This is a genomic window from Devosia albogilva (assembly GCF_042685625.1).
GTDB classification, from domain to species: domain Bacteria; phylum Pseudomonadota; class Alphaproteobacteria; order Rhizobiales; family Devosiaceae; genus Devosia; species Devosia albogilva.
On the sequence record NZ_JBHUNP010000001.1, the window covers coordinates 2,769,868 to 2,792,555 of the forward strand.

At 64.8% G+C, this 22,688-nt stretch carries 22 protein-coding genes; 10 read left to right on the top strand and 12 right to left on the bottom strand.

Annotation, left to right across the window (positions count from 1 at the left end):
- Positions 1 to 58 precede the first annotated feature (58 nt).
- A complete protein-coding gene (locus ACFSX5_RS13845) occupies positions 59 to 1,084 on the top strand; it encodes an HTH-type transcriptional regulator GntR (protein WP_386834200.1) in 1,026 nt (341 codons plus the stop codon).
- 36 nt (positions 1,085 to 1,120) lie between these two features.
- On the opposite strand, the gene ACFSX5_RS13850 is transcribed toward ACFSX5_RS13845, so the two are convergent.
- Together ACFSX5_RS13850 and ACFSX5_RS13855 are read right to left on the bottom strand one after the other, a co-directional pair.
- Complete coding sequence (locus ACFSX5_RS13850; RefSeq protein WP_386834202.1) at positions 1,121 to 1,828, bottom strand: DnaJ domain-containing protein; 708 nt, start codon at positions 1,826 to 1,828, stop codon at positions 1,121 to 1,123.
- Positions 1,825 to 2,526, bottom strand: a complete 702-nt coding sequence (locus ACFSX5_RS13855) for a VWA domain-containing protein (RefSeq protein ID WP_386834204.1) — start codon at positions 2,524 to 2,526, stop codon at positions 1,825 to 1,827. Before ACFSX5_RS13855 ends, ACFSX5_RS13850 begins: the two co-directional genes overlap by 4 nt.
- A 162-nt stretch (positions 2,527 to 2,688) precedes the next feature.
- Here ACFSX5_RS13855 and ACFSX5_RS13860 point away from each other — a divergent pair, with 162 nt between their 5' ends.
- The gene (locus tag ACFSX5_RS13860) at positions 2,689 to 3,324 is read left to right on the top strand and encodes an SGNH/GDSL hydrolase family protein (RefSeq protein ID WP_386834206.1); all 636 of its coding nucleotides are present in this window, start codon (positions 2,689 to 2,691) and stop codon (positions 3,322 to 3,324) included.
- 10 nt (positions 3,325 to 3,334) lie between these two features.
- On the opposite strand, the gene ACFSX5_RS13865 is transcribed toward ACFSX5_RS13860, so the two are convergent.
- Both ACFSX5_RS13865 and ACFSX5_RS13870 read right to left on the bottom strand, forming a co-directional pair.
- Positions 3,335 to 3,571 (bottom strand): hypothetical protein, encoded by a 237-nt coding sequence (locus ACFSX5_RS13865; protein WP_386834208.1) that lies wholly within the window; start codon positions 3,569 to 3,571, stop codon positions 3,335 to 3,337.
- Between the two features lie 97 nt (positions 3,572 to 3,668).
- Complete coding sequence (locus ACFSX5_RS13870) at positions 3,669 to 3,827, bottom strand: hypothetical protein (RefSeq protein WP_386834209.1); 159 nt, start codon at positions 3,825 to 3,827, stop codon at positions 3,669 to 3,671.
- Positions 3,828 to 4,131: 304 nt separating this feature from the next.
- On the opposite strand from ACFSX5_RS13870, the gene ugpB reads away from it, so the two are divergent.
- From ugpB to ACFSX5_RS13905, 7 genes are read left to right on the top strand one after another with little or no spacing between them, the layout of a single operon-like run.
- On the top strand, positions 4,132 to 5,451 hold the full coding sequence (gene ugpB / locus ACFSX5_RS13875) for a sn-glycerol-3-phosphate ABC transporter substrate-binding protein UgpB (protein ID WP_386834211.1): 1,320 nt from the start codon (positions 4,132 to 4,134) through the stop codon (positions 5,449 to 5,451).
- Positions 5,452 to 5,506: 55 nt separating this feature from the next.
- Positions 5,507 to 6,391, top strand: a complete 885-nt coding sequence (ugpA, locus tag ACFSX5_RS13880; protein ID WP_386834212.1) for a sn-glycerol-3-phosphate ABC transporter permease UgpA — start codon at positions 5,507 to 5,509, stop codon at positions 6,389 to 6,391.
- 1 nt (position 6,392) lies between these two features.
- The gene (gene ugpE, locus ACFSX5_RS13885; RefSeq protein WP_386834214.1) at positions 6,393 to 7,241 is read left to right on the top strand and encodes a sn-glycerol-3-phosphate ABC transporter permease UgpE; all 849 of its coding nucleotides are present in this window, start codon (positions 6,393 to 6,395) and stop codon (positions 7,239 to 7,241) included.
- A 3-nt stretch (positions 7,242 to 7,244) separates the two neighbouring features.
- On the top strand, positions 7,245 to 8,288 hold the full coding sequence (locus ACFSX5_RS13890; protein WP_386834215.1) for a sn-glycerol-3-phosphate import ATP-binding protein UgpC: 1,044 nt from the start codon (positions 7,245 to 7,247) through the stop codon (positions 8,286 to 8,288).
- Positions 8,289 to 8,290: 2 nt separating this feature from the next.
- Complete coding sequence (locus ACFSX5_RS13895; RefSeq protein ID WP_386834216.1) at positions 8,291 to 9,031, top strand: glycerophosphoryl diester phosphodiesterase; 741 nt, start codon at positions 8,291 to 8,293, stop codon at positions 9,029 to 9,031.
- 1 nt (position 9,032) lies between these two features.
- Positions 9,033 to 9,824, top strand: coding sequence for a DeoR/GlpR family DNA-binding transcription regulator (locus tag ACFSX5_RS13900; protein WP_386834218.1), 792 nt, complete (start codon positions 9,033 to 9,035; stop codon positions 9,822 to 9,824).
- Between the two features lie 47 nt (positions 9,825 to 9,871).
- Positions 9,872 to 11,530 carry a Na/Pi cotransporter family protein gene (locus ACFSX5_RS13905; protein WP_386834220.1) on the top strand — a complete coding sequence of 553 codons (1,659 nt, stop codon included), beginning with the start codon at positions 9,872 to 9,874 and terminating at the stop codon, positions 11,528 to 11,530.
- A gap of 7 nt (positions 11,531 to 11,537) precedes the next feature.
- Here ACFSX5_RS13905 and uxuA read toward each other — a convergent pair whose 3' ends face one another.
- Genes uxuA through ACFSX5_RS13925 form a run of 4 tightly spaced genes read right to left on the bottom strand, consistent with a single transcriptional unit; the run spans position 11,538 to position 15,650 of the window.
- Positions 11,538 to 12,761 (bottom strand): mannonate dehydratase, encoded by a 1,224-nt coding sequence (uxuA, locus tag ACFSX5_RS13910; protein WP_386834222.1) that lies wholly within the window; start codon positions 12,759 to 12,761, stop codon positions 11,538 to 11,540.
- Between the two features lie 52 nt (positions 12,762 to 12,813).
- Complete coding sequence (locus ACFSX5_RS13915) at positions 12,814 to 14,094, bottom strand: TRAP transporter large permease (protein WP_386834224.1); 1,281 nt, start codon at positions 14,092 to 14,094, stop codon at positions 12,814 to 12,816.
- A 2-nt stretch (positions 14,095 to 14,096) separates the two neighbouring features.
- Complete coding sequence (locus tag ACFSX5_RS13920; protein WP_386834225.1) at positions 14,097 to 14,618, bottom strand: TRAP transporter small permease; 522 nt, start codon at positions 14,616 to 14,618, stop codon at positions 14,097 to 14,099.
- Between the two features lie 54 nt (positions 14,619 to 14,672).
- Positions 14,673 to 15,650 (bottom strand): C4-dicarboxylate TRAP transporter substrate-binding protein, encoded by a 978-nt coding sequence (locus tag ACFSX5_RS13925; RefSeq protein WP_386834227.1) that lies wholly within the window; start codon positions 15,648 to 15,650, stop codon positions 14,673 to 14,675.
- 89 nt (positions 15,651 to 15,739) lie between these two features.
- On the opposite strand from ACFSX5_RS13925, the gene ACFSX5_RS13930 reads away from it, so the two are divergent.
- Positions 15,740 to 16,444 (top strand): GntR family transcriptional regulator, encoded by a 705-nt coding sequence (locus ACFSX5_RS13930; RefSeq protein ID WP_386834228.1) that lies wholly within the window; start codon positions 15,740 to 15,742, stop codon positions 16,442 to 16,444.
- A 13-nt stretch (positions 16,445 to 16,457) separates the two neighbouring features.
- Here the strand turns inward: ACFSX5_RS13930 and ACFSX5_RS13935 are convergent, their stop codons facing one another.
- The 4 genes from ACFSX5_RS13935 to ACFSX5_RS13950 all read right to left on the bottom strand — a co-directional run bounded on the left by ACFSX5_RS13935 (position 16,458) and on the right by ACFSX5_RS13950 (position 22,684).
- Complete coding sequence (locus ACFSX5_RS13935) at positions 16,458 to 19,001, bottom strand: sensor domain-containing protein (protein WP_386834230.1); 2,544 nt, start codon at positions 18,999 to 19,001, stop codon at positions 16,458 to 16,460.
- A gap of 78 nt (positions 19,002 to 19,079) precedes the next feature.
- Positions 19,080 to 20,111, bottom strand: coding sequence for an ABC transporter ATP-binding protein (locus ACFSX5_RS13940; RefSeq protein ID WP_386834231.1), 1,032 nt, complete (start codon positions 20,109 to 20,111; stop codon positions 19,080 to 19,082).
- Positions 20,108 to 21,685: an ABC transporter permease gene (locus ACFSX5_RS13945; RefSeq protein WP_386834232.1), complete on the bottom strand. Its 1,578-nt coding sequence runs from the start codon at positions 21,683 to 21,685 to the stop codon at positions 20,108 to 20,110. Before ACFSX5_RS13945 ends, ACFSX5_RS13940 begins: the two co-directional genes overlap by 4 nt.
- The gene (locus ACFSX5_RS13950; RefSeq protein ID WP_386834233.1) at positions 21,686 to 22,684 is read right to left on the bottom strand and encodes an iron ABC transporter substrate-binding protein; all 999 of its coding nucleotides are present in this window, start codon (positions 22,682 to 22,684) and stop codon (positions 21,686 to 21,688) included.
- Positions 22,685 to 22,688: the final 4 nt, after the last annotated feature.

The following is a 22,688-nucleotide window of genomic DNA, read 5'->3' on the forward strand; positions in this document are numbered from 1 at the left end:
TAGCGTATGTCATTGTCAATCGCACCGGCCGTGGTATTCGGCGGGTGAGGAGGAGGGCATGGACAAAAAAGTCAGTCCCTACAAGGCTGTAACACTCAAGGACGTGGCCAGGGCGGCAGACATCAGCCTGATCACGGCCTCCCGAGCGCTGCGCACGCCGGAGATCGTTTCGGAAAAGGTCCGCGCCCGTGTAGCAGAAGCGGTGGAGGCACTCGGCTACGCACCCAATCAGGCGGCGCGGGCACTGGCCTCCGCAAGAAGTTCGATCATCGGAATTATCGTCCCCTCCGTCACCAATCTGGTCTTCACCGATGTTCTTCGCGGCGTCTACGACGCGATCGAAGGCACCGATCTCCAGGTGCAACTGGGCAACTCGCGCTATACGGCGCAAAAGGAAGAACGATTGCTGCGCGTGTTCGCCGCGCAGCGCCCGGCTGGTCTGATTGTTGCGGGAGCGGACCAGTCGCCAGCCTCCCGCGCGATCCTGCAGCACCTCGGCTGCCCGGTGGTGCAGATCATGGATGTCGCTTCAGACCCCGTCGACATGATGATCGGCTTCGACCATCGTCGGGCAGGGCAAGCGGCAACGCGGCACCTTCTGGATAGCGGCTACAGGCGCATCGGCTTCATGGGCGCCCGTATGGATCCTCGGGCGCAGCGCCGGCTCGAAGGCTATGCCGACGTGCTGCGAGGCGCCGGCCTCGACGACGGTCGCCTGGTGATGACCACGCAGCAACCATCATCGGTGGCGCTTGGCGGGCGCATGCTGGCAGAGTTCCTCGACAAGATCTCCGACGCCGATGCGGTGTTCTGCAATAATGACGACATCGCGATGGGGGCGATGTTCGAGTGCCTGCGGCGCGGCATTCGAGTGCCGGACCAGTTCGGCATCATGGGGTTCAACGATCTCGAATATGCCGGCTCGATTGCGCCCGCTCTGTCCACGGTCCGAACTCACCGCTACGCGATGGGCCTTCAGGCGGTGCAGCGGATCATCGCGGCGAATGCGGGCCAACGAACGGAGCCCCCGGTGACCGACATCGGCTTCGAACTGGTGCCTCGCCAAAGCACACGGGGCCGATGACCCTACTACGCGCAGTTTTTGCGAGTCGTGCCCGACCTATTTGGTTTGCTTGAGCAAGAGGTCGCGCGCCTGGTTGATCCTGGCGGCCAGGTAGCTCGACCCGCCCTGATCCGGATGCACCGCCTTCATCAGGTCACGATGCGCCGTTCGGATCTGTTCTTCGGTCGCCCCGGGTTCGAGCCCGAGAACCGCATACGCCTCCTCGAGTGGATCGCGAGATCCGGTGGCCTGACCTGGGCTCTCCCCGGCATCCTGCTCCGCAAAGTACTCGCGCCAGCCGCTCCGGTTGGCGTCGAGCCAGCTTTCCAGCAGGCTGAGACTGTCGGGATCACCCTCGACTTCGGCAAGAAGGATGCGTGTCTCGGCCTCGCCGAGATCGAGCAGGTCCATGCCCGCAAACTGCCCGTTGAGGACGCGGCCGGAAACGGCGCCGGTGTCGTGGTCCAGCTCCATCGCGAAGCGGTAACTGCGCACTTTGGAAATGTTGCCGGCCTCACCGAGTGGCCCATCGAGCGAAATCGGCCCGAGCCGGCCGGTGCGTAGCACCGCAACACCAGCGGCGCCGGCAAACAGAGCGAGATCGAAGCGGCGGGCGAGCAGCAGCAGCGCTGCAATCGCGAGGCCGAGGCCGCCGACCAGCCAGCGCAAGCCGCGTCTCACCAGGCGCGGGTCGAGCTTGCGGGCTTGATTGTAGATGGCGAGAGCGAACAGCAGCGCCAGGGCGCCCAGGAGCACATAGGTCATGACTGCAACTGGGACAGCAGCGCCTGCGCCTGGGGACCGCTCTGGAGCCTCAACATATCCCGTCCACCGGTGGCGAACGCCGCCACCGCCTTCAGCAAGGCCGCGAGTTCCTGCGGTGCTGATGCATCGAAGCGGGCATAAGCCCCCTTGCTGAGCCGGGCGAACTCCTTGAAGGCTGCCTCCACCTGTGGATCATGCCCCTCCTGGAAGATGAACAGGGGCAGGCCGAGCAGGCCGAGTTGGCCGGCCTTCTCGGCCAGCAGGTCCGGGTTCTCCTCGATGGCGTCGCCAACGTAGATTACGGCATTGATGCGCCGCCTGGCGTGTTCGGATCGAGCGTGAGCGAAGACCTTGGAAATCTGCGTGCGGCCACCCTGACACTGGATGCCGCTCATGAGCTTGGCCAGGCTGTCGCCGCTGAGCACCCACTTGCTGGCCCTGCACTCGCCGAAGCCGCGGAAATAAAGCAGTTGCACCTGCAGGGCGCTGGACTTCGGGATTGCCTTGAACATCTCGGCCTGCAGCGAGCAGGCGAGATCCCATGTGGGCTGACGGCTCATGGTGGCATCAAGCGCGAACAGCAGGCGCCCGTCCTGCGCTGCATTAGGCCGCGCCACTTCGCCCACCTTCTTGACGAACGCGGCAACTTCACCGCTGACCCCGGCCTGAACGGAGGTGCCGGGGGCGTGGCGCGTCATTGGATCTCTTGCAGCCATGTTCCGAATATGTGGGTACCCGACAAGTGTCGCAAGTGCCGGTCCGTCCGGTCACGCAGTTGAGACCACCTGACTAGTCGGCATGGACCGCATTCGCGGGGAACAACGTCGTTGCCAGGGGATTGCTCCGTCAAGGAGTGGCCTATGGCGCATGTGGTTCTGATCGGAGACTCGATCCTCGACAACGGCGCCTATGTGGCCGAGGGCGGCGACGTCACTTCCCGGCTGAGAGCGCGGCTGGTGGGTGACCGCGTGACGCTGCTGGCGCGTGACGGGGCGGTGATCGAAGGTGCGCGGCACCAGTTGAGTGCCATCCCGAACGACGCGACCTTTCTTGTGATCAGCGCCGGTGGCAACGACGCGCTGAGGTCGGTGAGCGTTCTGAGCGAGCGGGTCGGCACGGTAGCCGACGCGCTTGGCAAGGTGCTGGTGATCCGGGATCGGTTCGCCGAGCAGTACCGCACCCTCCTCGACGAGGCCGACCGCTTCGACCCGCCCGCTGCGATATGCACCATCTACGACGTCCTGCTGCCGGACCCGGTGCAACGCAAGCTGGCGAACCTGGCGCTTGGCGTCCTCAACGATGTGATCACCCGCGAGGCCGCGAGGCGGGGACTGCCGCTAATCGATCTGAGGGTGATCTTCACCCGCCAGGACCAGTTCGCCAACGCTATCGAGCCGTCCGAATCGGGCAGCGAGGCGATCGCGGCTGCGATTGTAGAGGCAAACCGGGGCATGGTTGCCGGCCGGGCAACGATGCACACGGGCATGCAGCTCTAGCAGGGCAACCCTACTGGGCTTCGTCGTCGAGCAGGGTCTCGAGAAGAACGCGGATCTGCTCGGGGGTGAAGATCGCGCCTGACGTCGAAATCCACGGATGATCGCTGCGACTCGCCGCGTCGGTTCGAGCGGCGATCAACGCGTCCTTCAGGGATGGGCATGTCATGGCGCTCGCCACCTCGAATGACGGCGCATGCGGCACTTCTCCCGCCGGTAGCCAGATCAGGATTGCGGATTCGTTCGACATGGCAACACCTCCGGCAAACCAACGCCCGCGCGCGCCTATAGATGCACGGCCGGGTTCGGCGCCGTTCAGGCGGAAAGAGCCGAGTACATCTTGGCGCTCACCGTTCGCTGAGAGCTTTCCAGGCACTTCCTGCGGCAAGGCCGAGCGCGAGCCCGACCCCAATCCAGATACCACCGCCATCCATGATACCGTTGAGGGCCACTCCGACAGAGAGGCCTACGGCAATGCCGATGGCGATCTTGGTCTTGCCTCGCATGGCTACGTCTCCTGCTGTTGGATCAGCGCCCCAGCATGGCAGGCCAATGTGATGACTTGGCGGCGCGGCCTGTGGCGGCAATTGTGGATGGGTCTCGCCCGCGGGCATTCCCGTCACATCACTTTCATATGCAGCACCTATGCAGCAGCCGATCGCGCTGGGGGCTTCCATGGCGCGCTCACCTCAACGCCGTCCGCTCGCTCGCCTGTTCACTTGAACATTTTAGCTTTGCGTTCGAACAAAGCATTGCTACCACTGAGACGAGCGGGGGCACCAAGATCCCTGCCACACCCGGAGGAATGAAATGAACAAGCTAGCCCTGCTGCTGTCGACTGCCGCCACGCTCGGCCTGTCGACTGCGGCCCATGCCCAGACCGAAATCGCCTGGTGGCACGCCATGTCGGGGGAACTTGGCGCCAAGCTCGAAGCGGTTGCCCAGGGCTTCAACGATACCCAGGACGAGTACCGGATCACTCCGGTCTACAAAGGCAACTATGGCGAGACGCTGACCGCTGCCATCGCTGCCTTCCGCGCCAACGAGCAGCCCGCCATCGTGCAGGTCTATGAAGTCGGCACCGGCACCATGATGGCCGCCCAGGGCGCCGTCTATCCGGTCCACCAGTTGATGACCGACCAGGGCAAGACCTGGGATCCGTCGATCTTCATCGCGCCGGTTGTGGGTTACTACTCGGACCCCCAGGGCAACATCCTGTCGCTGCCCTTCAACTCCTCGACCCCGATCATGTACTACAACAAGGACATCTTCGAGGAAGCCGGGCTTGATCCGGAAGACCCGCCGGCCACCTGGGAGGAGATGGAAGCGGCCTTCAACCAGATCAAGGAATCGGGCGCTTCGGACTGCGCCTTCACCACGGCCTGGATCTCCTGGATTCACACCGAGAACTTCTCGGCTCTGCACGACCTGCAGTACGCCACGCTCGAGAACGGCTTCGGCGGTCTCGGCACCGAGTTCACAATGAACAACGAGCATCTGGCTCGTCACTGGGACAATCTGAAGCGCTGGCAGGACGAAGGCCTGTTCCGTTACGGCGGTCCGGAGGGTGGCCCCGATGCGCAGCCGGCATTCCTGTCGGGTGAATGCGCGATCTTCATGAACTCCTCGGCCGGCCGTGCCGCGGTGGTCGCCAATGCCGATTTCGACGTCGGCTTCGCACCGCTCCCCTACTACAGCGACGTGATCGACCCGCCGATGAACTCCATCATCGGTGGCGCAACTCTCTGGGTGCTCCAGGGCCGTCCCGATGCTGAATACCCGGGCGTCGCCGCGTTCTTCGAGTATCTGAGCCAGCCCGAGGTCCAGGCCGACTGGCACCAGGACACCGGCTACCTGCCGATCACCAACGCGGCCTATGAACTTGGCCAGGAGCAGGGCTACTACGCCGAGAACCCCGGTTCTGACGTCTCGATCGAGCAGCTGACTCGCGTCGAGCCGAACGAGAACTCCAAGGGCATCCGCTTCGGCAACTACACCCAGATCCGCGCCATCATCGACGAAGAGTTCGAGCAGGTGCTGTCGGGTGCCAAGACTGGCCAGGAAGCGCTCGACTCCCTGGTGCAGCGTGGCAACGACCTGCTGCGTGAGTTCGAAGCCGCCAACGGCTGATTGACCTTCATCGGGGGCGCTTCGGTGCCCCCGTTCCTGCCTGCCGGGGCTCTTCATGCAATCCAAGCGAACGACTTTTCCCAACAAGGTACTGCCGTACCTGCTGGTCGCGCCGCAGCTCATCATCACCTTCGTGTTCTTCCTGTGGCCCGCGGCCCAGGCGATCAAGTCGAGCTTCGAGCGGGAAGACCCGTTCGGCATGCGCACCAGTTTCGTGTGGTTCCAGAACTACCAGCGGCTGTTTGCCGATCCGAACTACCTCAACTCCTTCCAGGTCACCCTGATCTTCGCCGTCAGCGTTACGGCCCTGTCCATGGGGCTGTCGCTTCTGATGGCAGTGGCGGTCAACCGGCTGATCCGCTCGGGAAGGGTCTACACCACGCTGCTGGTCTGGCCCTATGCCGTGGCGCCGGTCGTCGCCGGTATCCTGTGGTGGTTCATCTTCAACCCCTCCATCGGCATCCTGGCCTACGCGCTGCGTCAGATGGGCATCGACTGGAACCACCGGGTCGACGGCACCGATGCCATGATCCTCGTAGTCATCGCCGCTGCCTGGAAGCAGATTTCCTACAACTTCCTGTTCTTCGTCGCCGGTCTGCAGTCCATTCCACAATCGCTCAACGAAGCCGCCGCCATCGACGGCGCCGGTCCGTTCAAGCGCTTCTGGACCATCGTGTTCCCACTACTGTCCCCGACGACCTTTTTCCTGCTCATCATCAACATCAACTACGCCATGTTCGATACCTTCGGCATTATCGATGCCACCACCCAGGGCGGCCCGAGCCAGGCGACCAACATCCTGGTCTACAAGGTCTACGCCGACGGCTTCCTGGGTCTCAACATCGGCTCCTCCTCGGCGCAGTCGGTGATCCTGATGGTGATCGTGCTGGCGCTGGTCTTCGTGCAGTTCCGGTTCGTCGAGCGGCGGGTGGCCTACTGACATGGTTGAAAACCGTCCCTGGCTGAACGTCCTCACCCATCTGGTGCTGATCATCGGCGTCGCGATCGTGGCCTTCCCGGTCTACGTCGCCTTCATCGCTTCCACTCAGGCACCCAACACCTTCCTGCGCGGCGTGATGCCGTTGCTGCCCGGCGACAACATGGTCGCCAACTACACCGAGATGCTGACCACCGGCATGTCGACCTCCGGCGCCCCGCCGCTGGGGCTGATGCTCGCCAACTCGACGCTGATGGCGATCATCATCACCGTCGGCAAGATCGTCATCTCGATCACCTCCGCCTTCGCCATCGTCTACTTCCGCTTTCCGCTGCGGACGCTGGCCTTCTGGCTGATCTTCGTGACGCTGATGCTGCCGGTCGAGGTGCGCATCATCCCCACCTTCGCGGTGGTCGCCAATCTGGGCCTGCTCAACTCCTATGCCGGTCTCACCCTGCCGCTGATCGCCTCGGCGACGGCGACCTTCCTGTTCCGCCAATTCTTCCTGACCATCCCGGATGAGCTGATGGAAGCGGCAAGAGTCGACGGGGCAGGGGCGATGAAGTTCTTCCGCGACATCCTGCTCCCGCTCAGCCGCACCAATATCGCGGCCCTGTCGGTGATCCTCTTCATCTATGGCTGGGTGCAGTACCTCTGGCCGCTGCTCGTCACCACCGACAGCCGCTACTACACCATCGTCATGGGTATCAAACGCATGGCCGCCCGAGCCGATAGCGAGCCGCAATGGCAGCTGGTGATGGCCGCCGTGATCCTCGCCATGCTGCCACCCGTGCTGGTGGTCATCCTGATGCAGCGCCTGTTCGTCAAAGGCCTGGTCGAAACCGAGAAGTAAGAAATGGCAACGATCCAGCTTTCGAGCGTCAAGAAGGTCTATGCGGGCAACGTCACCGCCATCCACAACCTCGATCTCGACATCAAGGATGGCGAACTCGTCGTCCTCGTCGGCCCCTCCGGCTGCGGCAAGTCCACCTTGCTTCGTATGATTGCCGGCCTCGAGACCATCACCGATGGCACCATCGCCATCGACGGCCAGGTGGTGAACCAGAAGGAGCCGGCCGAACGGGACATCGCCATGGTGTTCCAGAATTATGCGCTCTATCCGCACATGACGGTGCGGGGCAACCTCGAATACGGCCTCAAGAACCGCGGCACCCCGCGCGACGAGATCAACCGCCGCGTCGCCGATGCCGCCCGCATCCTTGAGATCGAGCAGTTCCTGGACCGCAAGCCGCGGCAACTCTCCGGTGGCCAGCGGCAGCGTGTCGCCATGGGCCGGGCCATCGTGCGTCAGCCCAAGGCGTTCCTGTTCGACGAGCCGTTGTCGAACCTCGATGCCAAGCTGCGCGGGCAGATGCGCATCGAGATCAAGCGCCTGCAGCGCAATCTCGGCACCACCAGCGTCTATGTGACCCACGACCAGCTCGAGGCGATGACCCTCGCCGATCGACTGGTGGTGATGAATGCCGGCCGCATCGAACAGGTCGGTGCACCCATGGAGCTGTACGACCGGCCGGAGTCCCTGTTCGTTGCCGGCTTCATCGGCTCGCCGCCGATGAATCTGATCGACGTCGCCTATTTCGGCGGCACGGGGCAGTTGCCCGCGCTGCCGAGCGGAACCGACCTTGTCGGCATTCGCCCGGACACGCTGCACCTCACCGCCCCCGATGGGCCGTACGTCACGCTCAATGCTGCGGTGGAACTCTATGAGCCGGTGGGCGGCGAAACCCACCTGCATCTCCGCCTCGACGGCAGCGGCCAGCTCATCGTCGCGGCCGTGCCGGCGCGCACCGCCGCACCCGAAGGCTCCACCATAGCGCTGCACGTCGCTGCAGCCGACCTCCACCCCTTCAACAGCCAGACCGGAAGGCGCACGGACTGATCATGGCCGCCCCTGTTTCGATTACCCCGGACACCATTCAGGCCCATCGCGGCGCCTCGGCCGTGGCCCCGGAAAACACCGTAGCAGCGTTCCGGGCGGCTCGGGACCAGGGCGCCCGCTGGGTGGAACTGGACGTTGCGCTTCTGGGAGACGGCACTCCGGTCGTGATCCATGACGTGACGCTGGACCGCACCACCAACCGCACCGGTTCGCTGGCAGCGCTCAGCAAGGCGGATCTCGCGGGGATCGACGCGGGCACGTGGTTCGGCGCCGGTTTCGCCGGCGAGCCGCTGCCGACCCTGCCGGAGGCGATCACCGCCCTCGGTGAGCTCGGGCTCAACCTCAACGTCGAAATCAAGCAGCACGAGCATCACCGCTCGCTCGAGCAGCTGACCGAAACCGTCCACGCCTGCCTCGGCGAGCGGGCACCGCACACCCAGGTGATGATCTCGAGCTTCGATCCGGAATGCCTCAAGGCCATGCATCGCCTCGACTCCAGCTATGAGCTGGCGATGCTGTGGGGTGAGTTGCCGCCGGATTGGCTCGACCAGGTGGCTGCGATCCCCGCGACGGCCATTCACCTTCACTACCGTGCGCTCTGCTTCGGCGTCCTCGATCGGGCAGGGGAGCGCGGCATCGCCGTACGTACCTGGACCTGTAACGATCCGAGCCAGATGGCCCCGTTCTGGAAGGAAGGGCTCGCGGGAGTGATCACCGACAATCCAAGCCTGTTCCTGTCGTGAGATGCCCCACCACAAGCTCTCCGCACGGCAGCAGGACATTCTCGCCAGGATCGGCGCGCGCGGTGCCCAGCAGATCGACCAGCTGGCTCGCGACTATGGCCTGACCACGCAGAGCATCAGGCGGGACATAAATGCCCTCTGCGCCATGGGCCTGGCTCGCCGGCTCCACGGTGGCGTGGACCTGCCGGTCGTGCCCCGGAACACTCCGGTGCATGCCCGGGCTGGTCTCAACAGTGCGGCCAAGCGGCTCATCGCCGACTGGATCGCCCGGGACATACCGCATGGGGCCACGGTCTTTCTTGGCATCGGCACCACCGTGCGCTACGCCGCCGAGGCTCTTCGCCGGCACCGCAACCTGACGGTCGTGACCAACAGCGTCGACGTGGCGCTGATCCTCGGCGAGGCAGAAGGGGTCGAGTTGCACCTGACTGGCGGTATCTGGCGCAGCAATGATCGCGATCTCGCCGGCATGGAAACCGCGCGCTATTTCGAACGCTTTCACGCGACCCATGCCGTTGTTGGCGCGGGCGGCCTGGACCCGGTCAGCGGTGCGCTTGACTTCAGCCATGGCGATGCCCAGGTGACGAATGCGATCCTTGCAAATGCGAGGACCTGCTACCTTGCTGCGGACAAAAGCAAGTGGACCCGGGATGCCGCGGTTCGCGTTGCTCCGCTGTCGTCCTTCACGACCTTCGTCACCGATCAGCTCCCGGCCGCACGCGAAGCGCGGGAAAGCCTCGACCGAAGCGGCGTGAGGGTCGTCGCCTGTAACGATCTGGTCGAGAGCTCATAGAACCTGCTGGCGGCAGCAGCCCCGGCAGACCAACCCTGGAAAGAACCTTGGACACAACCCTTCAGCTGCTCAGTCTTGCCGGCGCCGTCGCGCTGCTGCTGTGGGGTATGCACATGGTCCAGACCGGGGTGCAGCGTGCCTTCGGGCCGAAGCTGCGCGCCGTGTTGGCGCAGACGTTGCGGCGACGCCTGTCCGCTCTCGTGTCCGGTGCCGGCATCACCCTGCTGCTGCAGTCGAGCACCGCCACGGGCCTGTTGGTGACCAACCTGGCGGCCAACGGGCTCATCGAGTTCGTGCCGGCCATGGCCATCATGCTCGGCGCCAATATCGGTACCGCCCTCATCGTCGCCATTCTGTCTTTCAATGTCTCGGTGCTTTCCGCGCCCCTGATCCTGCTCGGCGTGATCCTGTTCCGGTCCGACCGGAATCCCACCGCACATGACCTCGGTCGGGTATTCATCGGCCTGGGCCTGATGCTGTTGGCCTTGCACCAGATGCTGGCGGTGCTGGAGCCGCTCGAGCACTCCGCCGACATGCGCACCATTCTTGGTGTGCTCGAGCACCTTCCGGCCGTTGCCATTCTGCTGGGCGCAATTGCCGCCTGGGCCGTTCACGCCAGCGTTGCCGTGGTGCTGCTCGTCGCCTCTTTCGCGACCTTCGGCACCATCTCGCTCGAAACCGCGGGTATGCTGGTCCTCGGTGCCAACCTCGGCACCGCACTGAATCCGTTGTTCGAGGCTTCGGCCGACAACCCGATGAGCCGCCGGGTGCCACTGGCCAATCTTGGCAATCGCGTGGTGGGTATCGCCATCGCGTGGCCGCTGATGCCGTGGATCGTCGAGGGGCTGCTGTGGGCGGGGTTCGGCCGCGGCACCGCCACGGCCGTCATGCATCTCGGCTTCAACGTCATTCTGGCCGTAGCCACGTTGCCGCTGCTCGGACCCATCGCGCGCCTGCTCAACCGGTTGGTGCCCGACCGGACCGACGAGGACGATCCTACCAAGCCGCGGCACCTCGACACCTCGGTGCTGGAATTCCCGGTCGTGGCACTTGGCAACGCCGCCCGTGAAGCGCTCCGGCTCGCCGATGCGCTCGAAGCCATGCTGCAGGAGGCGCGCGAAGCCGTCTCCAGCGGCAACCGCTACCGCATCTCTGCCACCCGCCAGCGCGATGACATCCTCGATGCGCTCAACTCTGCGATCAAGGCGTATCTCGCCAAGCTCGATCCGGACCTTCTGAGCGAGACCGACCGCAGCCGGTTGAATCAGATCCTGGTATTCGCCGCCAACATGGAGCAGGCGGGCGACTTCGTCAGCGGCAACCTGCTTCCGCACGCCAGCAAGCGCTTCAAGCGCGGACTGCCGGTGGAGGAACGGCAGGAGCAGACGCTCGAGTCACTGATCGACCGGTTGATCGCGAACATCCGCCTCGCCGCGTCGCTGTTCATGACCGAGGATACGCCTGCCGCGCGGGCGCTCGCCGCCGAGAAGCTCGCCTTCCGCAAGGCCGAGGAGGAGGCGACCGCCGACCATTTCCGCCGCATGCACGGGCTCAGCCGCGCTGAGGTGCAGGGCGACGCGCTCCATGTCGACCTGGTGCGCGACCTGAAGCTGATCAACAGCCACATCGTCGCTGCTGCGGCTTACCCCGTGCTGGAGCGGTCCGGCGAACTTCTGAAGTCGCGCATCGCTCCGCACGAGCCGTGAGACGCTGCTAGGTCCCAGTCGAATACCGGACGCTGGCGTGGTCGAGCGCGGTCATGATGCCGCGCAACTCGGCCAGACCCTTCATGCGGCCGATGGTCGGATAGCCCGGCTGGGCCTTGCGCCCGAGATCGTCGAGGATGTCCTGGCCGTGGTCCGGACGCATCGGGATCTGCCAGTCGGCGCGGCCGGCGGCTTTGCGGCGGCGTTCCTCCTCGAAGATTGCGGCGATCAGCGCCACCATGTCGGTGTCGCCCCCAAGGTGCTCGGCCTCGTAGAATGAGGCCATCACCGCTTCCCCCTCGCGACGCGTATTGCGCAGATGGAGGAAATGCACCCGGTCGCCCAATGCACGCATGATCGCCGGCAGGTCGTTGTCAGGACGGGCACCGAGGGAGCCCGAACACAGGGTCATGCCGTTCGAGGGGCTATCCACCGCTTGGAGGATCTGCCGGAGATCGTCGCCGGTCGACATGATGCGCGGCAGCCCCAGCAGCGGAAAGGGCGGGTCGTCCGGGTGGCAGCAGAGGCGCAGCCCCAGCTTTTCGGCCACCGGCACCACCTGTTCCAGGAACGCGATGAAATGGCTGCGCAACTGGTCCGGCGATATGGCGCCATACTGCGCCAGATGCGTGCGCACATCTTCGAGCGACATGGATTCTGTCGAGCCCGGCAGGCCCATGGTGACGTTGCCGGCGATCCTCTTCTGAGCGGCATCATCCATGCGGGCAAAGCGGCGCGCCGCCTCTTCCACCACCGTGGCTGGGTAGTCATCGGCGGCGCCTGGTCGCGCCAGGATGTGGATGTCGTAGGCGGCGAAGTCGTTCAGGTCAAAGCGCATGCAGGTGCCGCCATGTGGCAGCCGCCAGTGGAGGTCGGTGCGTGTCCAGTCCAGCACCGGCATGAAGTTGTAGCAGATGACCTCGATGCCGGCCTCGGCGAGATGGCGCAGGCTGGTCTGGTAGTTGGCGATGTGCGTGCGCCAGTCCCCGGTCTGCTTCTTGATGTCTTCGCTGACCGGCAGGCTCTCGACCACCTCCCAGGCGAGACCTGAGGGCGATCCGTCCCTGCGCGTGCCAACCTCGCGGTGGCGCCGGGCGATCTCCTCGGGCGTCCACACGGCGCCATAGGGAATGTGATGGAGTGCGGAAACCACCCCTTCGGCGCCGCTCTGCAGGATGTCGTCAATGCTGGTGAGATCGTGTGGCCCGAACCAGCGCCAGGTCTGTCTCATCGCAAACTCCGAAAGGGAAGGGGGTGCGCGTCCGTCGCGCACCCGAAGGGCGTCAGCCGAAGGCCACGCGCGGCAGCCAGAGCACCAGGTCCGGCACGAACAGCAGCACCGCGATCAGCCCGACAATGGCGGCGATGAAGGGGATCGACTCGATGGAATATTCCTCGATCGACACGTTCATCAGCGAGCACACTGCAAACATCGCGGACCCGCTTGGCCACGTCATGCCGCCCAGGGTCACGATCGACATCATCAGGATGCCGAAGTGGATCGGATCCATGCCGATCTGGGTGATGATCGGCACGAAGATCGGCGTCAGCAGCAGCACCATCACAGTGCTTTCGAGCGCCAGACCCGCGAGCAGCAGGAACAGCAGGATCACGAGCACGATGATATTCGGGTCGGTGATGCCGGCCAACATCCAGCTCGCCAACTGCTGCGGCGCCTGCAGGTAGATCACCGCATAGCCGACCATGCCGCTCATCAGAATGATTAGCATGATGAGGCCGACGTCCGAAGTTGCCTGGCCGAAGCAACGCCAGACCTTTTCGATGGTCAACTCGCGATGGGCTAGGAAACCGATCACCAGCGCATAAACCACTGCGGCGGAGCCAACCTCGGAGGGCGTGAACAGGCCGCCACGAATGGCAAGGACCAGTGCCACCGGAAACAGCAGCGCCCACTTGGCGTCCCAGCAGGCCAGCGCCAGTGCCTTGAATGTTGGCCGCTCGACATCCGCGACCACATATTTGCGCTTCTTGGCGATGAGGTAGGCGGTGACCATCAAAACCACCATCATCAGGATGCCGGGAATGATGCCCGCCAGAAAGAGCCGGCCGATCGAGACGTTGCCGACAAAGCCATAGAGGATGAGGCCGATGGAGGGCGGGATGGTTGCGGTGATCAGCGAGCCGACGGCGATCGCCGCCGCCGAATAGCCCTTGCCATAACCCTTGGCGACCATGGTCGGCCCGAGGATGCGCGCTTCCATGGCGGCGTCCGCAACGGCCGAGCCGGACACGCCGCCCATCAGCGTCGACAGGACGATGGCGACCTGCGCGAGGCCACCGGACATCCAGCCCACGGAGATCATCGCCACCTTGAGCAGGCGCGCGGTAATACCGCTTTCGTTCATAAGGTGCCCGGCGAGCACGAAGAAGGGGACAGCAAGGAGCGGGAAGCTCTGGCTCATCGAGGCGACCTTCTGCACCCCGATCGACATCGGCATGCCGGAGGTCGTCATGAAGAAGATGAAACCCGCGATCCCGGTCGCAAAGGCGACCGGCATGCCGAGGATCATCAGGACGGCAAAGACCAGGGTGATCAGCAGCATGGTCAGAGATCCACGGTCGGCGCCGCTGCGTCCATCTCGGCGCGCGTGCGGTTGTAGATGAGCAGCTCCCGATCGCGGCCCCGGAAGGCGTTGACCATGTTGTAGATCAGCGTCGACGCGAGCAGCAGACAGCCGACCGGCACCGACACCGTCACCCAGGCATAGCTGAGCGTGCTGTCCCCGAAGGTGCGTTCGCGATTGAGCATGGTCAGCTTCCAGCCCTCGACCACCAGCACCATCAGGAAGGCGAAAATCAGCACCGTGCAGGCGACCTCGAGCCAGAACCGGCGCTGGTAGCCCAGCCGAGACACCAGCACTTCCATGCCGAGATGCCCCTTTTCGCGCATGGCCTTGTTGGCGCCGAAGAAGCAGAGCCACACGAACAAGAGCTGCGCCATGTCCACGGACCAGATCAGCGGATGGCCGAAGAAGCGCATGATGGAGGCGGTGAAAACCAGCCCGGTAATGCCGGCGAGCAGCGCAAAGCAGATCGCCAGCTCGAGTTGAGCCAAACGCTTGAGCATGATCGTTTCCAGAAAGGGGAGTTCGGCGGGCCCAGTGGGGCCCGCCAGTAGCCGCTATTCGGCGGCGATGGCCTGCAGCGTGTCGCGCAGCTCGCCATAGCCCAGCTTCTCGTAGACGCCGGCGGTGGCTTCCTGGAAAGGCGTGACGTCGATCTCGTTGACCGTCATCCCGGCCTCAACCAATGTCGCCTCGATCTCGGCCAGCGCATCCTGCGTGCCATAGGAAGCGATATCGCCGGCCTTGAGCGCTTCGTCGCGCAGCACCTGCTGCAGCTCCTCCGGCAGGCTGTCGAACCACGGACCGGAGGTCACGAGGCCGGTGATCAGGTTGATGTGCCCGGTCTTGGTCAGCACCGAGGTCACTTCATAGAGCTTGGCGCCTTCGCCGGCGGGGAGCTGGGCTTCCACCGAGTCGATCACGTTCTGCTCGAGCGCGGCATAGACTTCCGCGAACGGCAACGGCGTCGGCACCGCACCCATGGCGGTCACCGTCTCCACCCACACCGGAGCACCCGGCGTGCGCATGCGGTTGCCGGCGAGATCGGCCGGCGTGTTGACCTCGTTCTTGGTCCACAGGTGCCGTTCGCCCTGCCACCAGTTGAACGAGAGCACCTGATGGCCCGAGGCATCGTGCAGCTTCTGGATCCATTCCTCGAACTGGTCCGACACCACCACCTTGCGGATGCCCTCATATCCGGAGGCGAGATAAGGTGCCCCGAGCACGCCGAACTCGTTGACGAAGGCAGCGAGGCGCCCGCCGTCGACGACCACGGCCACCGGTGCGCCGGCACGCGCTTGCTCCAGCACGTCCTCGTCCGAGCCCAATTGCGAGTTGGGGAACAGCTTGACCTCGATGGCGCCGTCGGAAGCGGTCGCGACATTGTCGCGGAAGGCTTCGAGGCCCTTGTAGAGCGGGTCGGACGTGGCCAGCGCCGTGTTCACGCTGAGCGTGTAATCGGCCGCAAGCCCGGGTACAGACAAAGAGACAACGATGCCGGCAGCGAGCGCTGCGGCAAGCGGATGCATTTTCATGGTTCCTCCCTGCGGCATGTGCCGCTGTGGACGAAGCTTCTAGGCAACGTCTGCAAAAATGGTAGTATGGTAGTATACTGGAGTCAACAATGACCTCGACCGGACCTTTGCTGGCCAAGCCATCGCTGATCGAAAAGCCCGCCACCGTGGGCAACCGCGTCTTCGGCATTATCCGCCAAGCGATCGTGCAACTGCAGCTCAAGCCGGGTGATCCGCTGTCGGAAGCCGAGATGGCGCGCCAGTTGGGTGTCTCTCGCCAGCCGGTTCGCGAAGCCTTCATCAAGCTGGCTGAGGTTGGGCTCGTCGAAATCCGCCCGCAGCGCGGCACTTCGGTGGTCATGATCTCGCTCCGCGACGTCGAGAATGCCCGCTTCATCCGCGAAGCACTCGAAGTGGCGGTGGTGCACCGGGCAAGTGAGGTGATCACCGACGAGCACAGGAAGCGCATCGAGGCCATTCTCGATGCGCAAAGGGCCGCGAACACCCGCGGCGATCTCGCCGAGTTCCTGCGCCAGGACGAGGCCTTCCACCAGGCCATTGCCCAGGCGGCCGATTGCGAGAAGGCCTGGCGCCTGCTCGAGAACCTCAAGGCCCAGATGGACCGGGTGCGTTACCTGTCGCTCGACGAGGCAACCCCGGTGGACGTGCTGATCGAGCAGCATGCCAGCATCGCCGACGGCATCTTTGCCGGCGACGCCGAGGCCGCCGAAGACGCCATGAAGGCGCACCTGCGAGAGATTCTCACCTCATTGCCGCTGCTCGCGGAGAAGCATCCCGACCTGTTCACCGCCTGAGAATCGGCAGAGCTCAGTTCGCCGCCGCAATCTCGGTGGCGGCGACGCTCTGGAGGTAGGCGGGAACTGCTGCAGCCGGCATGGGCCGCCCAAAAAGAAATCCCTGGCCATACTCGCATCCCAACGAAGCCAGCATCAGCGCCTCCCGGGAATCCTCGATCCCTTCGGCCACCGTGGTCATCCCCATCGCTTCGGCCAGCCCGATCATGGCGCGTACGATCTCGCCGCCATTGCTGGGGGTGCCGAGTCCGGACACGAAGGAGCGGTCTATCTTGATTTCGTCGACCGGCATGGTCTGCAGGTGCACCAGCGACGCATAGCCGGTGCCGAAATCGTCGAGGGAGATGCTGATCCCGCGCTGCTGCAGCCGCGTCAGCGTGGTGCGAACTCTGGCTTCCTGATCGTCGAGCAGCACGCGCTCGGTGATCTCGAGCTTGATCAACTCGGGCGGAATGTTCCGTTCGTCGATCCGGAAGGCGAGCGTGTCGAAGAAGGCGTGCCCCACCAGGTTTTCGGTCGCAAGATTGATGGAGACCTGGCCGTGCTGGATCCCGTCCGCTTCCCAACGCGCCATGTCCTTGAGCACCAGTTGCGCCATGCGTATGCCGACCGCGTCGGACAGTCGGGGATCATCGAGAGCCGCGAGCACTGCATGAGGCGACAGCACGCCCTGTTCTGGGTGGCGAATGCGCAGCAGGGCCTCGAAACCGCGCGGCATCCGTGTCTTCAGCGACACCACCGGCTGGTAATAGGCCTCGATCCAGCCCTCCTTGAGCGCGGTTCTGGCCAAATCCATCTCGGCGGACCGACGCGAGGCGGCGCTTTGGATGGTGTTGTCGAACAGTCGCACCGTTCCCTTGCCGGAGGTTTTCGCGGCGTAAAGGGCCAGGTCCGCACGCTTGAACACTTCGTCCGGCTCCTCGCCAGCCCGGCCGATAGTGCAGCCGATGCTCGGCCGGCAGGAGCGGGATTTCAGGTTGGCCTTCATGCCCGCGTCGAGCACCGCCTCCATGGCTCGGGCGCGGTCCATGAGCGCCTGCTCGTCGGACACTTGGCTGCAGATGATCGCGAATTCGTCTCCGGCGAGGCGGGCGACGAACTCGCCCGGCGCCATCTGCCGTTGCAACTGCCGGCCGAACAACCGCAGCACCGCGTCTCCGGTCAAATGGCCGAAGCGGTCGTTCACCGTCTTGAAGTCGTCGATGTCGATGACCATCAGGCCAATGGGCTGCTCCGCCACATCGAGGCTGCGGCGCAGTTCCTCGATGAAGTGGCGCCGGTTCGGCAGGCTGGTGAGTTCGTCCTGATAAGCCTGTCTGCGCAGGCGCTCATTGGCCAGATGATGCTCGTGCACATCCTCGACCGTGCCGTACCACCGCAGGATCTCTCCGTTCTGGTTGCGGCGGGGCGAGGCGCGGCCGCGCGACCAGCGATACTGGCCGTCTTTCATGCGCAGGCGGTAAGAGGTGTCGAGCGGCACACCGGTCGCCACGGCGAGCTGCCACGCTTCGTTGGTACTGGCGACGTCCTCTGGATGGATGGCCTTCAACCAGCCTGCTCCGAGTGCATCGGCTTTACTGATGCCGGTGGCTTCCATCCACCGGCTGGACACGCTGAGGATCTTGCCGTCAGGATCGGCCGTCCACGGGATCAGGGGGTTCTGCTCGACCGTGTGGCGGTAATGCTCCTCGCTTTCCCGAAGTGCTTCGAGAATGCGGGCCCGTTCAATGGCCAGGGAGGCAAGCCCCCTCAGCCGGCCCAACTCCTGGTCCTCGTCCTGAGTGGGGGAGCGCGGTTCGGCGAAGTAGAAGCCGAAACAGGCCATCACGCCGCCATCGCTGGCGAAGACGGGAATGGACCAGCAGGCCCGGAAGCCGTGCGGCATGAAGAGGCCGCGCCAGTCATCCCAGAGCGGATCAACGGCGATATCCCTGCTGATGACGTTGCGCCTGTAGTAGGCCGCGGTGCCACAGGAGCCCACTCCGGGCCCGACCTTCAACTGGTGGAGTGCTGCCAACACATCCTGTGGCATCCCCGGGCCAATCCCCGGCAGGAAACACTCGCTTTTGAGATCAACCGGCAGAATGGTGCAGGTCGCGCCCGGTATCTGCTGTTCTGCGGCAAGGCACAGATGGCGCAGGACCTCGTTCAGCTCGGCTCCGGCTGAGACCAACTCGAGTACGCTGGCCTGGGTGTTGTCGCGCAATTCGGCGCTCAGCCATCCATGGGCGTCGATGGCGCAACCGACCCATTTGCCCTCGCCCACGTGCCGCACATTGAGCAGGTGGCGGTGATAGACGCCATCGTGCCGCCGCACCCGGATCTCGGCCTGAACCGTCTCGTGCATCGGGGAAAGCGGCAGATGAGCCCTGAAGGCAGCGGCATCGGCCGGGTGGATGGCACCGAGCCAGCCATGGCCGCGGCTGTCCTCCAGAGACATGCCGGTGAACTGCCGCCATTGCGCGTTGTTGAATTCGGTGCGCCCGTATGCGTCACTGACCCAGACGATGCCGGGTATGGTGCGGGCCAGGGTCTCGAATAGATCGCTTTCGGTCATCGCCAAAGCCAAGCGTCAAAGCTGCACCTTGGTTCAATCGGGTTAATGCGTCGGTGATTTTTTGCTTAGCATCGCCGGTCAATTTCCAAGTATCCACGCCGTGCCGCTGAGACGGACGGCGCAGGATGCCCCCGCGGCAGGCAGGTCGTACTGTCCGCTCGGGAATTGCAGCGCGGCTTGACGATCCGGATGGGTGAGGCTGACATGGGCCATGCCCCCGATCCAGTTGACGGTGTCCACCCGCCACGAAGTTGGTTCGGTGGCGGCAGCTTCCAGGTGAATCTGCTCCGGCCGGAGCAGGATGCGGCACGGGCCACGTGACCCGCCGCCAGCCACCGGCAGGCTCCCCAGATCACAGTGCGCCCGGCCGTCGCTTACAGTCGCCGCGAGGATGATCGAAGGCCCGAGAAACTCGGCGACAAGCGCATCCACCGGCGCGAGATAAAGGTCCCGCGGCTCGCCCGCCTGGGCAAGCCGGCCCTCGCGCAACACCACCAGCTGATCGGCAAAACCCATGGCTTCCTCGCGGTCATGGGTGACCAGCATGGTTGCGACACCGGTGCTGGCCAGGATCGCTGCCGTTGCCGCCCGTAACTGGTCGCGAAGCCCGGTGTCCAACGCCGAAAAGGGCTCGTCGAGAAGCATCAGCCGAGGCTGGCGGGCGAGGGCACGGGCAAGGGCGACACGCTGCTGTTGCCCGCCGGAAAGCTGATGCGGCTGCCGGTCCGCCATGCCACGGTCGAGTTCCACCAGATCGAGAAGCTCGAGAACTCGCCTCGCGCCATCACGCTGGTCTCGGATGCCGAAGCGGATGTTCTCGGCCACGCTCAGGTGGGGGAACAGAGCACCCTCCTGCATCACCAGACCAATATTGCGCCGGTGCGCAGGCACGCCTGCGTCAGCATTGGCGATCGGCTGGCCGTCCAGATTGATCTCCCCGCTGTCCGGGGCTTCGAAGCCGGCGATCAGACGCAACAACGTGGTCTTGCCGGAGCCGGATGGACCTACCACTGCGGTGCGTGAGCCTTGCGCGACATCGAGGTCGAGGTCGCGCAGGGCCCATGTAGTGCCGAAGCGCTTGCCGAGGCCGCGGATGGAAAGAACGCTCATCGGGCTCCCGTCGCCTGCCGGTGCAGAATGATGCAGAGCGGGATCGATAGCACAACCATGGCGAGTGCGAAGGGGGCGGCGCCCATATGATCGAACTCGCCGGTGCGAGCCCAGAACTGTGTGGCAAGCGTTTCGGTGCCGATGGGCGACAGCATCAGGGTGGCCGTCAGTTCGGTGACGATGCCCATCGCAACCAGCGCCATTCCGGCGGCGATGCCGGGCATGGCAAGCCGCAGGGTCACGCCTAATGCCGCGGCGAACGGGCTGCGCCCGAGCGCGATGGCGCCGTTCTGCAGTTCGACCGGCACCTGGGCCAGGCTGGCGCGAACCGCTACGATCGCTCGCGGCAGGAATAGCAGCACATAGGCAAGCAGCACCGTCGCCGCAGTTTGGTAGAGCGGCAGCGCCACGCGCACGGTGATGGCGACCAGCGCCAGGGCAACGATGACGCCGGGCAGGGCGCCGACCTGCAGGTGCACGCTTTCGAGCGCTCGTTGCACGGGGCCGGGTGCGCGGGCCGACAACCAGGCGATGGGCAAGGCGGCAAGCGTCACCAGTACCGCGCCGGCGACGGCATAGAAGCTCGACTGCCCGAGGGCGGCGGTGAGTTCCGCGACATGCCAGGCGTCGGTTCCGCCGATCAGCATCCAGCGCAGGAGCGTCACCAAGGGCAATCCGATGGCGAGCAGTGCGGTCGTGATCGGAACCAGCATCCACAGCACCTTGCTGCGGCCGAGGCCGGCAACCGGAGCCTGCCGTGCCGCGCCACCCCCGACCCGGGCGTAGCGTCGGTTTCCGCGCAGCGCCGACTCCAGCCCGAGCAGGCCAAGAGCACAGGCGACGAGAACGATGCCCATCAGGTTCGCGGCGGGGCCATCATAGACCGCCTGGAACTGGTTCACGATGGCGACCGTCAGCGTGTCGTAGCGGATAAGAACATAGAGCCCGTATTCGGCAAGGAGGTGCAGGCCGATCAGCAGGCTGCCGCCCAGGATCGCCAGTCGAAGCTGCGGCAGCACCACCAGCACGAACACCTTGGCTGGGGAATATCCGAGCGTCGCTGCCACGTCTTCGACCGCCGGGTCGAGGCGGCGCAGCTGTGCGATGATCGGCAGGTAAACCAGGGGAAAATACGCCAGCACCGAGATACCGACGGCCGGCCAGAGTCCACGCAACATCGGGAAGGTGCTGTCCCAGGCATAGGCCATGACGAAGGCCGGAATCGCGAGGGGTGCGACCGCGAGCCAACGCCACAGCGCCCGGGCTGGCAGGTCACTGCGCTCGGTAAGCCAGGCCAGGACCAGGGCGAGCCCTACGCTCAGTGGAACGGCGAGGGCCTGAAGCAGCAGGGTTGCCAGCAGGATCTCGCCGACCCTCGGCCGGAACAGCAGCGAGGCCGCCGTCTCCCAGCCGGACTGGACCAGTACCCAGACGACAAATCCGGCCGGAACCAGGGCCAGGGCTGCGACGACGAGCGCGGCTGCCAACACGGCCGGGTGGCCGCCGGAGCGGCGGTGCCGTTCCAGCGGGAGAGGAACGGAGGTCTCAGCGGTACCCGGCAGCGCTAGCGTCACTTACATCACGCCGGCTGCAGTCATCAGTTGCACGACTTCCTGCGCGTTCAGCAGCGAGGGGTCGACTTGGGGGTAGTCGAGCGTCGACAGCGGGGGCAGGGCAGGATTGGCTTCGATGTCACTGGCGATCGCGTACTCGTAGCTGTTTCCGTCCCTGAGGATCGCCTGTCCCTCGGGGCCGGTTACAAAGGCAAGAAACGCCTGCGCCGCTTCGGGATTATCCGAGGCCTTCAGCACGCCGCCGCCCGAGATGGAGACGAACGCGCCAGGGTCCTCATTGCCGAAGAAGTGGAGTCCGAGCTTGTCCGAGCTCTCCCCGGTCGCCCCTTGGTCGCCGTAGTAGTAGTAGTTGTAGATCAGCGCGCCGGCGACTTCGCCCACATTGGCGCCGCGCATGGCTTCGAAATTTCCCCGGTAGAACACCGCGTTCCGCTTGAGGCCCGCCAGCCAGTTGCCGGTCTTCTCGCTGCCGCGCAGTTCCAGCAATGCCGACACGATCGCCTGGAAGTCCGCCCCAGCCGGCGCCGCGCCCCAGCGCCCCTGCCACTCCGGTGCCGCCAGATCGAGCATGGACTCGGGCAGGTCGTCCTCGCTGAGCATCTCCTTGTTGTAGACGAACAGCGTTGTGCGCGCCGCAATCCCGGTCCACATGCCGCTCGACGGCCGGAACTCTTCGGGCACCGCCGCCAGGGTCTGCTCGGCCACGGGCGAGAACAGCCCGGCTTGTTCGACCATGACCATGGCCGGAGAGTTCTCGGTCAGGAACACATCGGCCGGCGAGTTCAACCCCTCCTGCACGATCTGATTGGCCATGAGAATGTCGGTACCCTTGCGGATGGCGACGGGGATGCCGGTCTCCTCAGTGAAGGCGTCAGCCCACTCCTGGGTCAGTGCCTGATGCTGCGATGTGTAGACGGTGATGCCTGCCTCCTGTCCCGTTGCCGGAAAGCAGACGGAACCGATGCAGATGGCGGCGAACAGGGAACGGAAGGCAATCATTTTG

Coding starts and splice junctions, on each gene's coding strand:
- ugpE (WP_386834214.1), top strand. CDS start 6,393: ATGGTTGAAAACCGTCCCTGGCTGAACGTCCTCACCCATCTGGTGCTG.
- ACFSX5_RS13925 (WP_386834227.1), bottom strand. CDS start 15,650: ATGAAAATGCATCCGCTTGCCGCAGCGCTCGCTGCCGGCATCGTTGTC.
- ACFSX5_RS13950 (WP_386834233.1), bottom strand. CDS start 22,684: ATGATTGCCTTCCGTTCCCTGTTCGCCGCCATCTGCATCGGTTCCGTC.
- ACFSX5_RS13890 (WP_386834215.1), top strand. CDS start 7,245: ATGGCAACGATCCAGCTTTCGAGCGTCAAGAAGGTCTATGCGGGCAAC.
- ACFSX5_RS13915 (WP_386834224.1), bottom strand. CDS start 14,094: ATGCTGCTGATCACCCTGGTCTTTGCCGTCCTGATGATCCTCGGCATG.
- ACFSX5_RS13930 (WP_386834228.1), top strand. CDS start 15,740: ATGACCTCGACCGGACCTTTGCTGGCCAAGCCATCGCTGATCGAAAAG.
- uxuA (WP_386834222.1), bottom strand. CDS start 12,761: ATGAGACAGACCTGGCGCTGGTTCGGGCCACACGATCTCACCAGCATT.
- ugpB (WP_386834211.1), top strand. CDS start 4,132: ATGAACAAGCTAGCCCTGCTGCTGTCGACTGCCGCCACGCTCGGCCTG.
- ACFSX5_RS13900 (WP_386834218.1), top strand. CDS start 9,033: ATGCCCCACCACAAGCTCTCCGCACGGCAGCAGGACATTCTCGCCAGG.
- ACFSX5_RS13855 (WP_386834204.1), bottom strand. CDS start 2,526: ATGACGCGCCACGCCCCCGGCACCTCCGTTCAGGCCGGGGTCAGCGGT.
- ACFSX5_RS13845 (WP_386834200.1), top strand. CDS start 59: ATGGACAAAAAAGTCAGTCCCTACAAGGCTGTAACACTCAAGGACGTG.
- ACFSX5_RS13935 (WP_386834230.1), bottom strand. CDS start 19,001: ATGACCGAAAGCGATCTATTCGAGACCCTGGCCCGCACCATACCCGGC.
- ACFSX5_RS13850 (WP_386834202.1), bottom strand. CDS start 1,828: ATGACCTATGTGCTCCTGGGCGCCCTGGCGCTGCTGTTCGCTCTCGCC.
- ugpA (WP_386834212.1), top strand. CDS start 5,507: ATGCAATCCAAGCGAACGACTTTTCCCAACAAGGTACTGCCGTACCTG.
- ACFSX5_RS13865 (WP_386834208.1), bottom strand. CDS start 3,571: ATGTCGAACGAATCCGCAATCCTGATCTGGCTACCGGCGGGAGAAGTG.
- ACFSX5_RS13895 (WP_386834216.1), top strand. CDS start 8,291: ATGGCCGCCCCTGTTTCGATTACCCCGGACACCATTCAGGCCCATCGC.
- ACFSX5_RS13860 (WP_386834206.1), top strand. CDS start 2,689: ATGGCGCATGTGGTTCTGATCGGAGACTCGATCCTCGACAACGGCGCC.
- ACFSX5_RS13870 (WP_386834209.1), bottom strand. CDS start 3,827: ATGCGAGGCAAGACCAAGATCGCCATCGGCATTGCCGTAGGCCTCTCT.
- ACFSX5_RS13920 (WP_386834225.1), bottom strand. CDS start 14,618: ATGCTCAAGCGTTTGGCTCAACTCGAGCTGGCGATCTGCTTTGCGCTG.
- ACFSX5_RS13940 (WP_386834231.1), bottom strand. CDS start 20,111: ATGAGCGTTCTTTCCATCCGCGGCCTCGGCAAGCGCTTCGGCACTACA.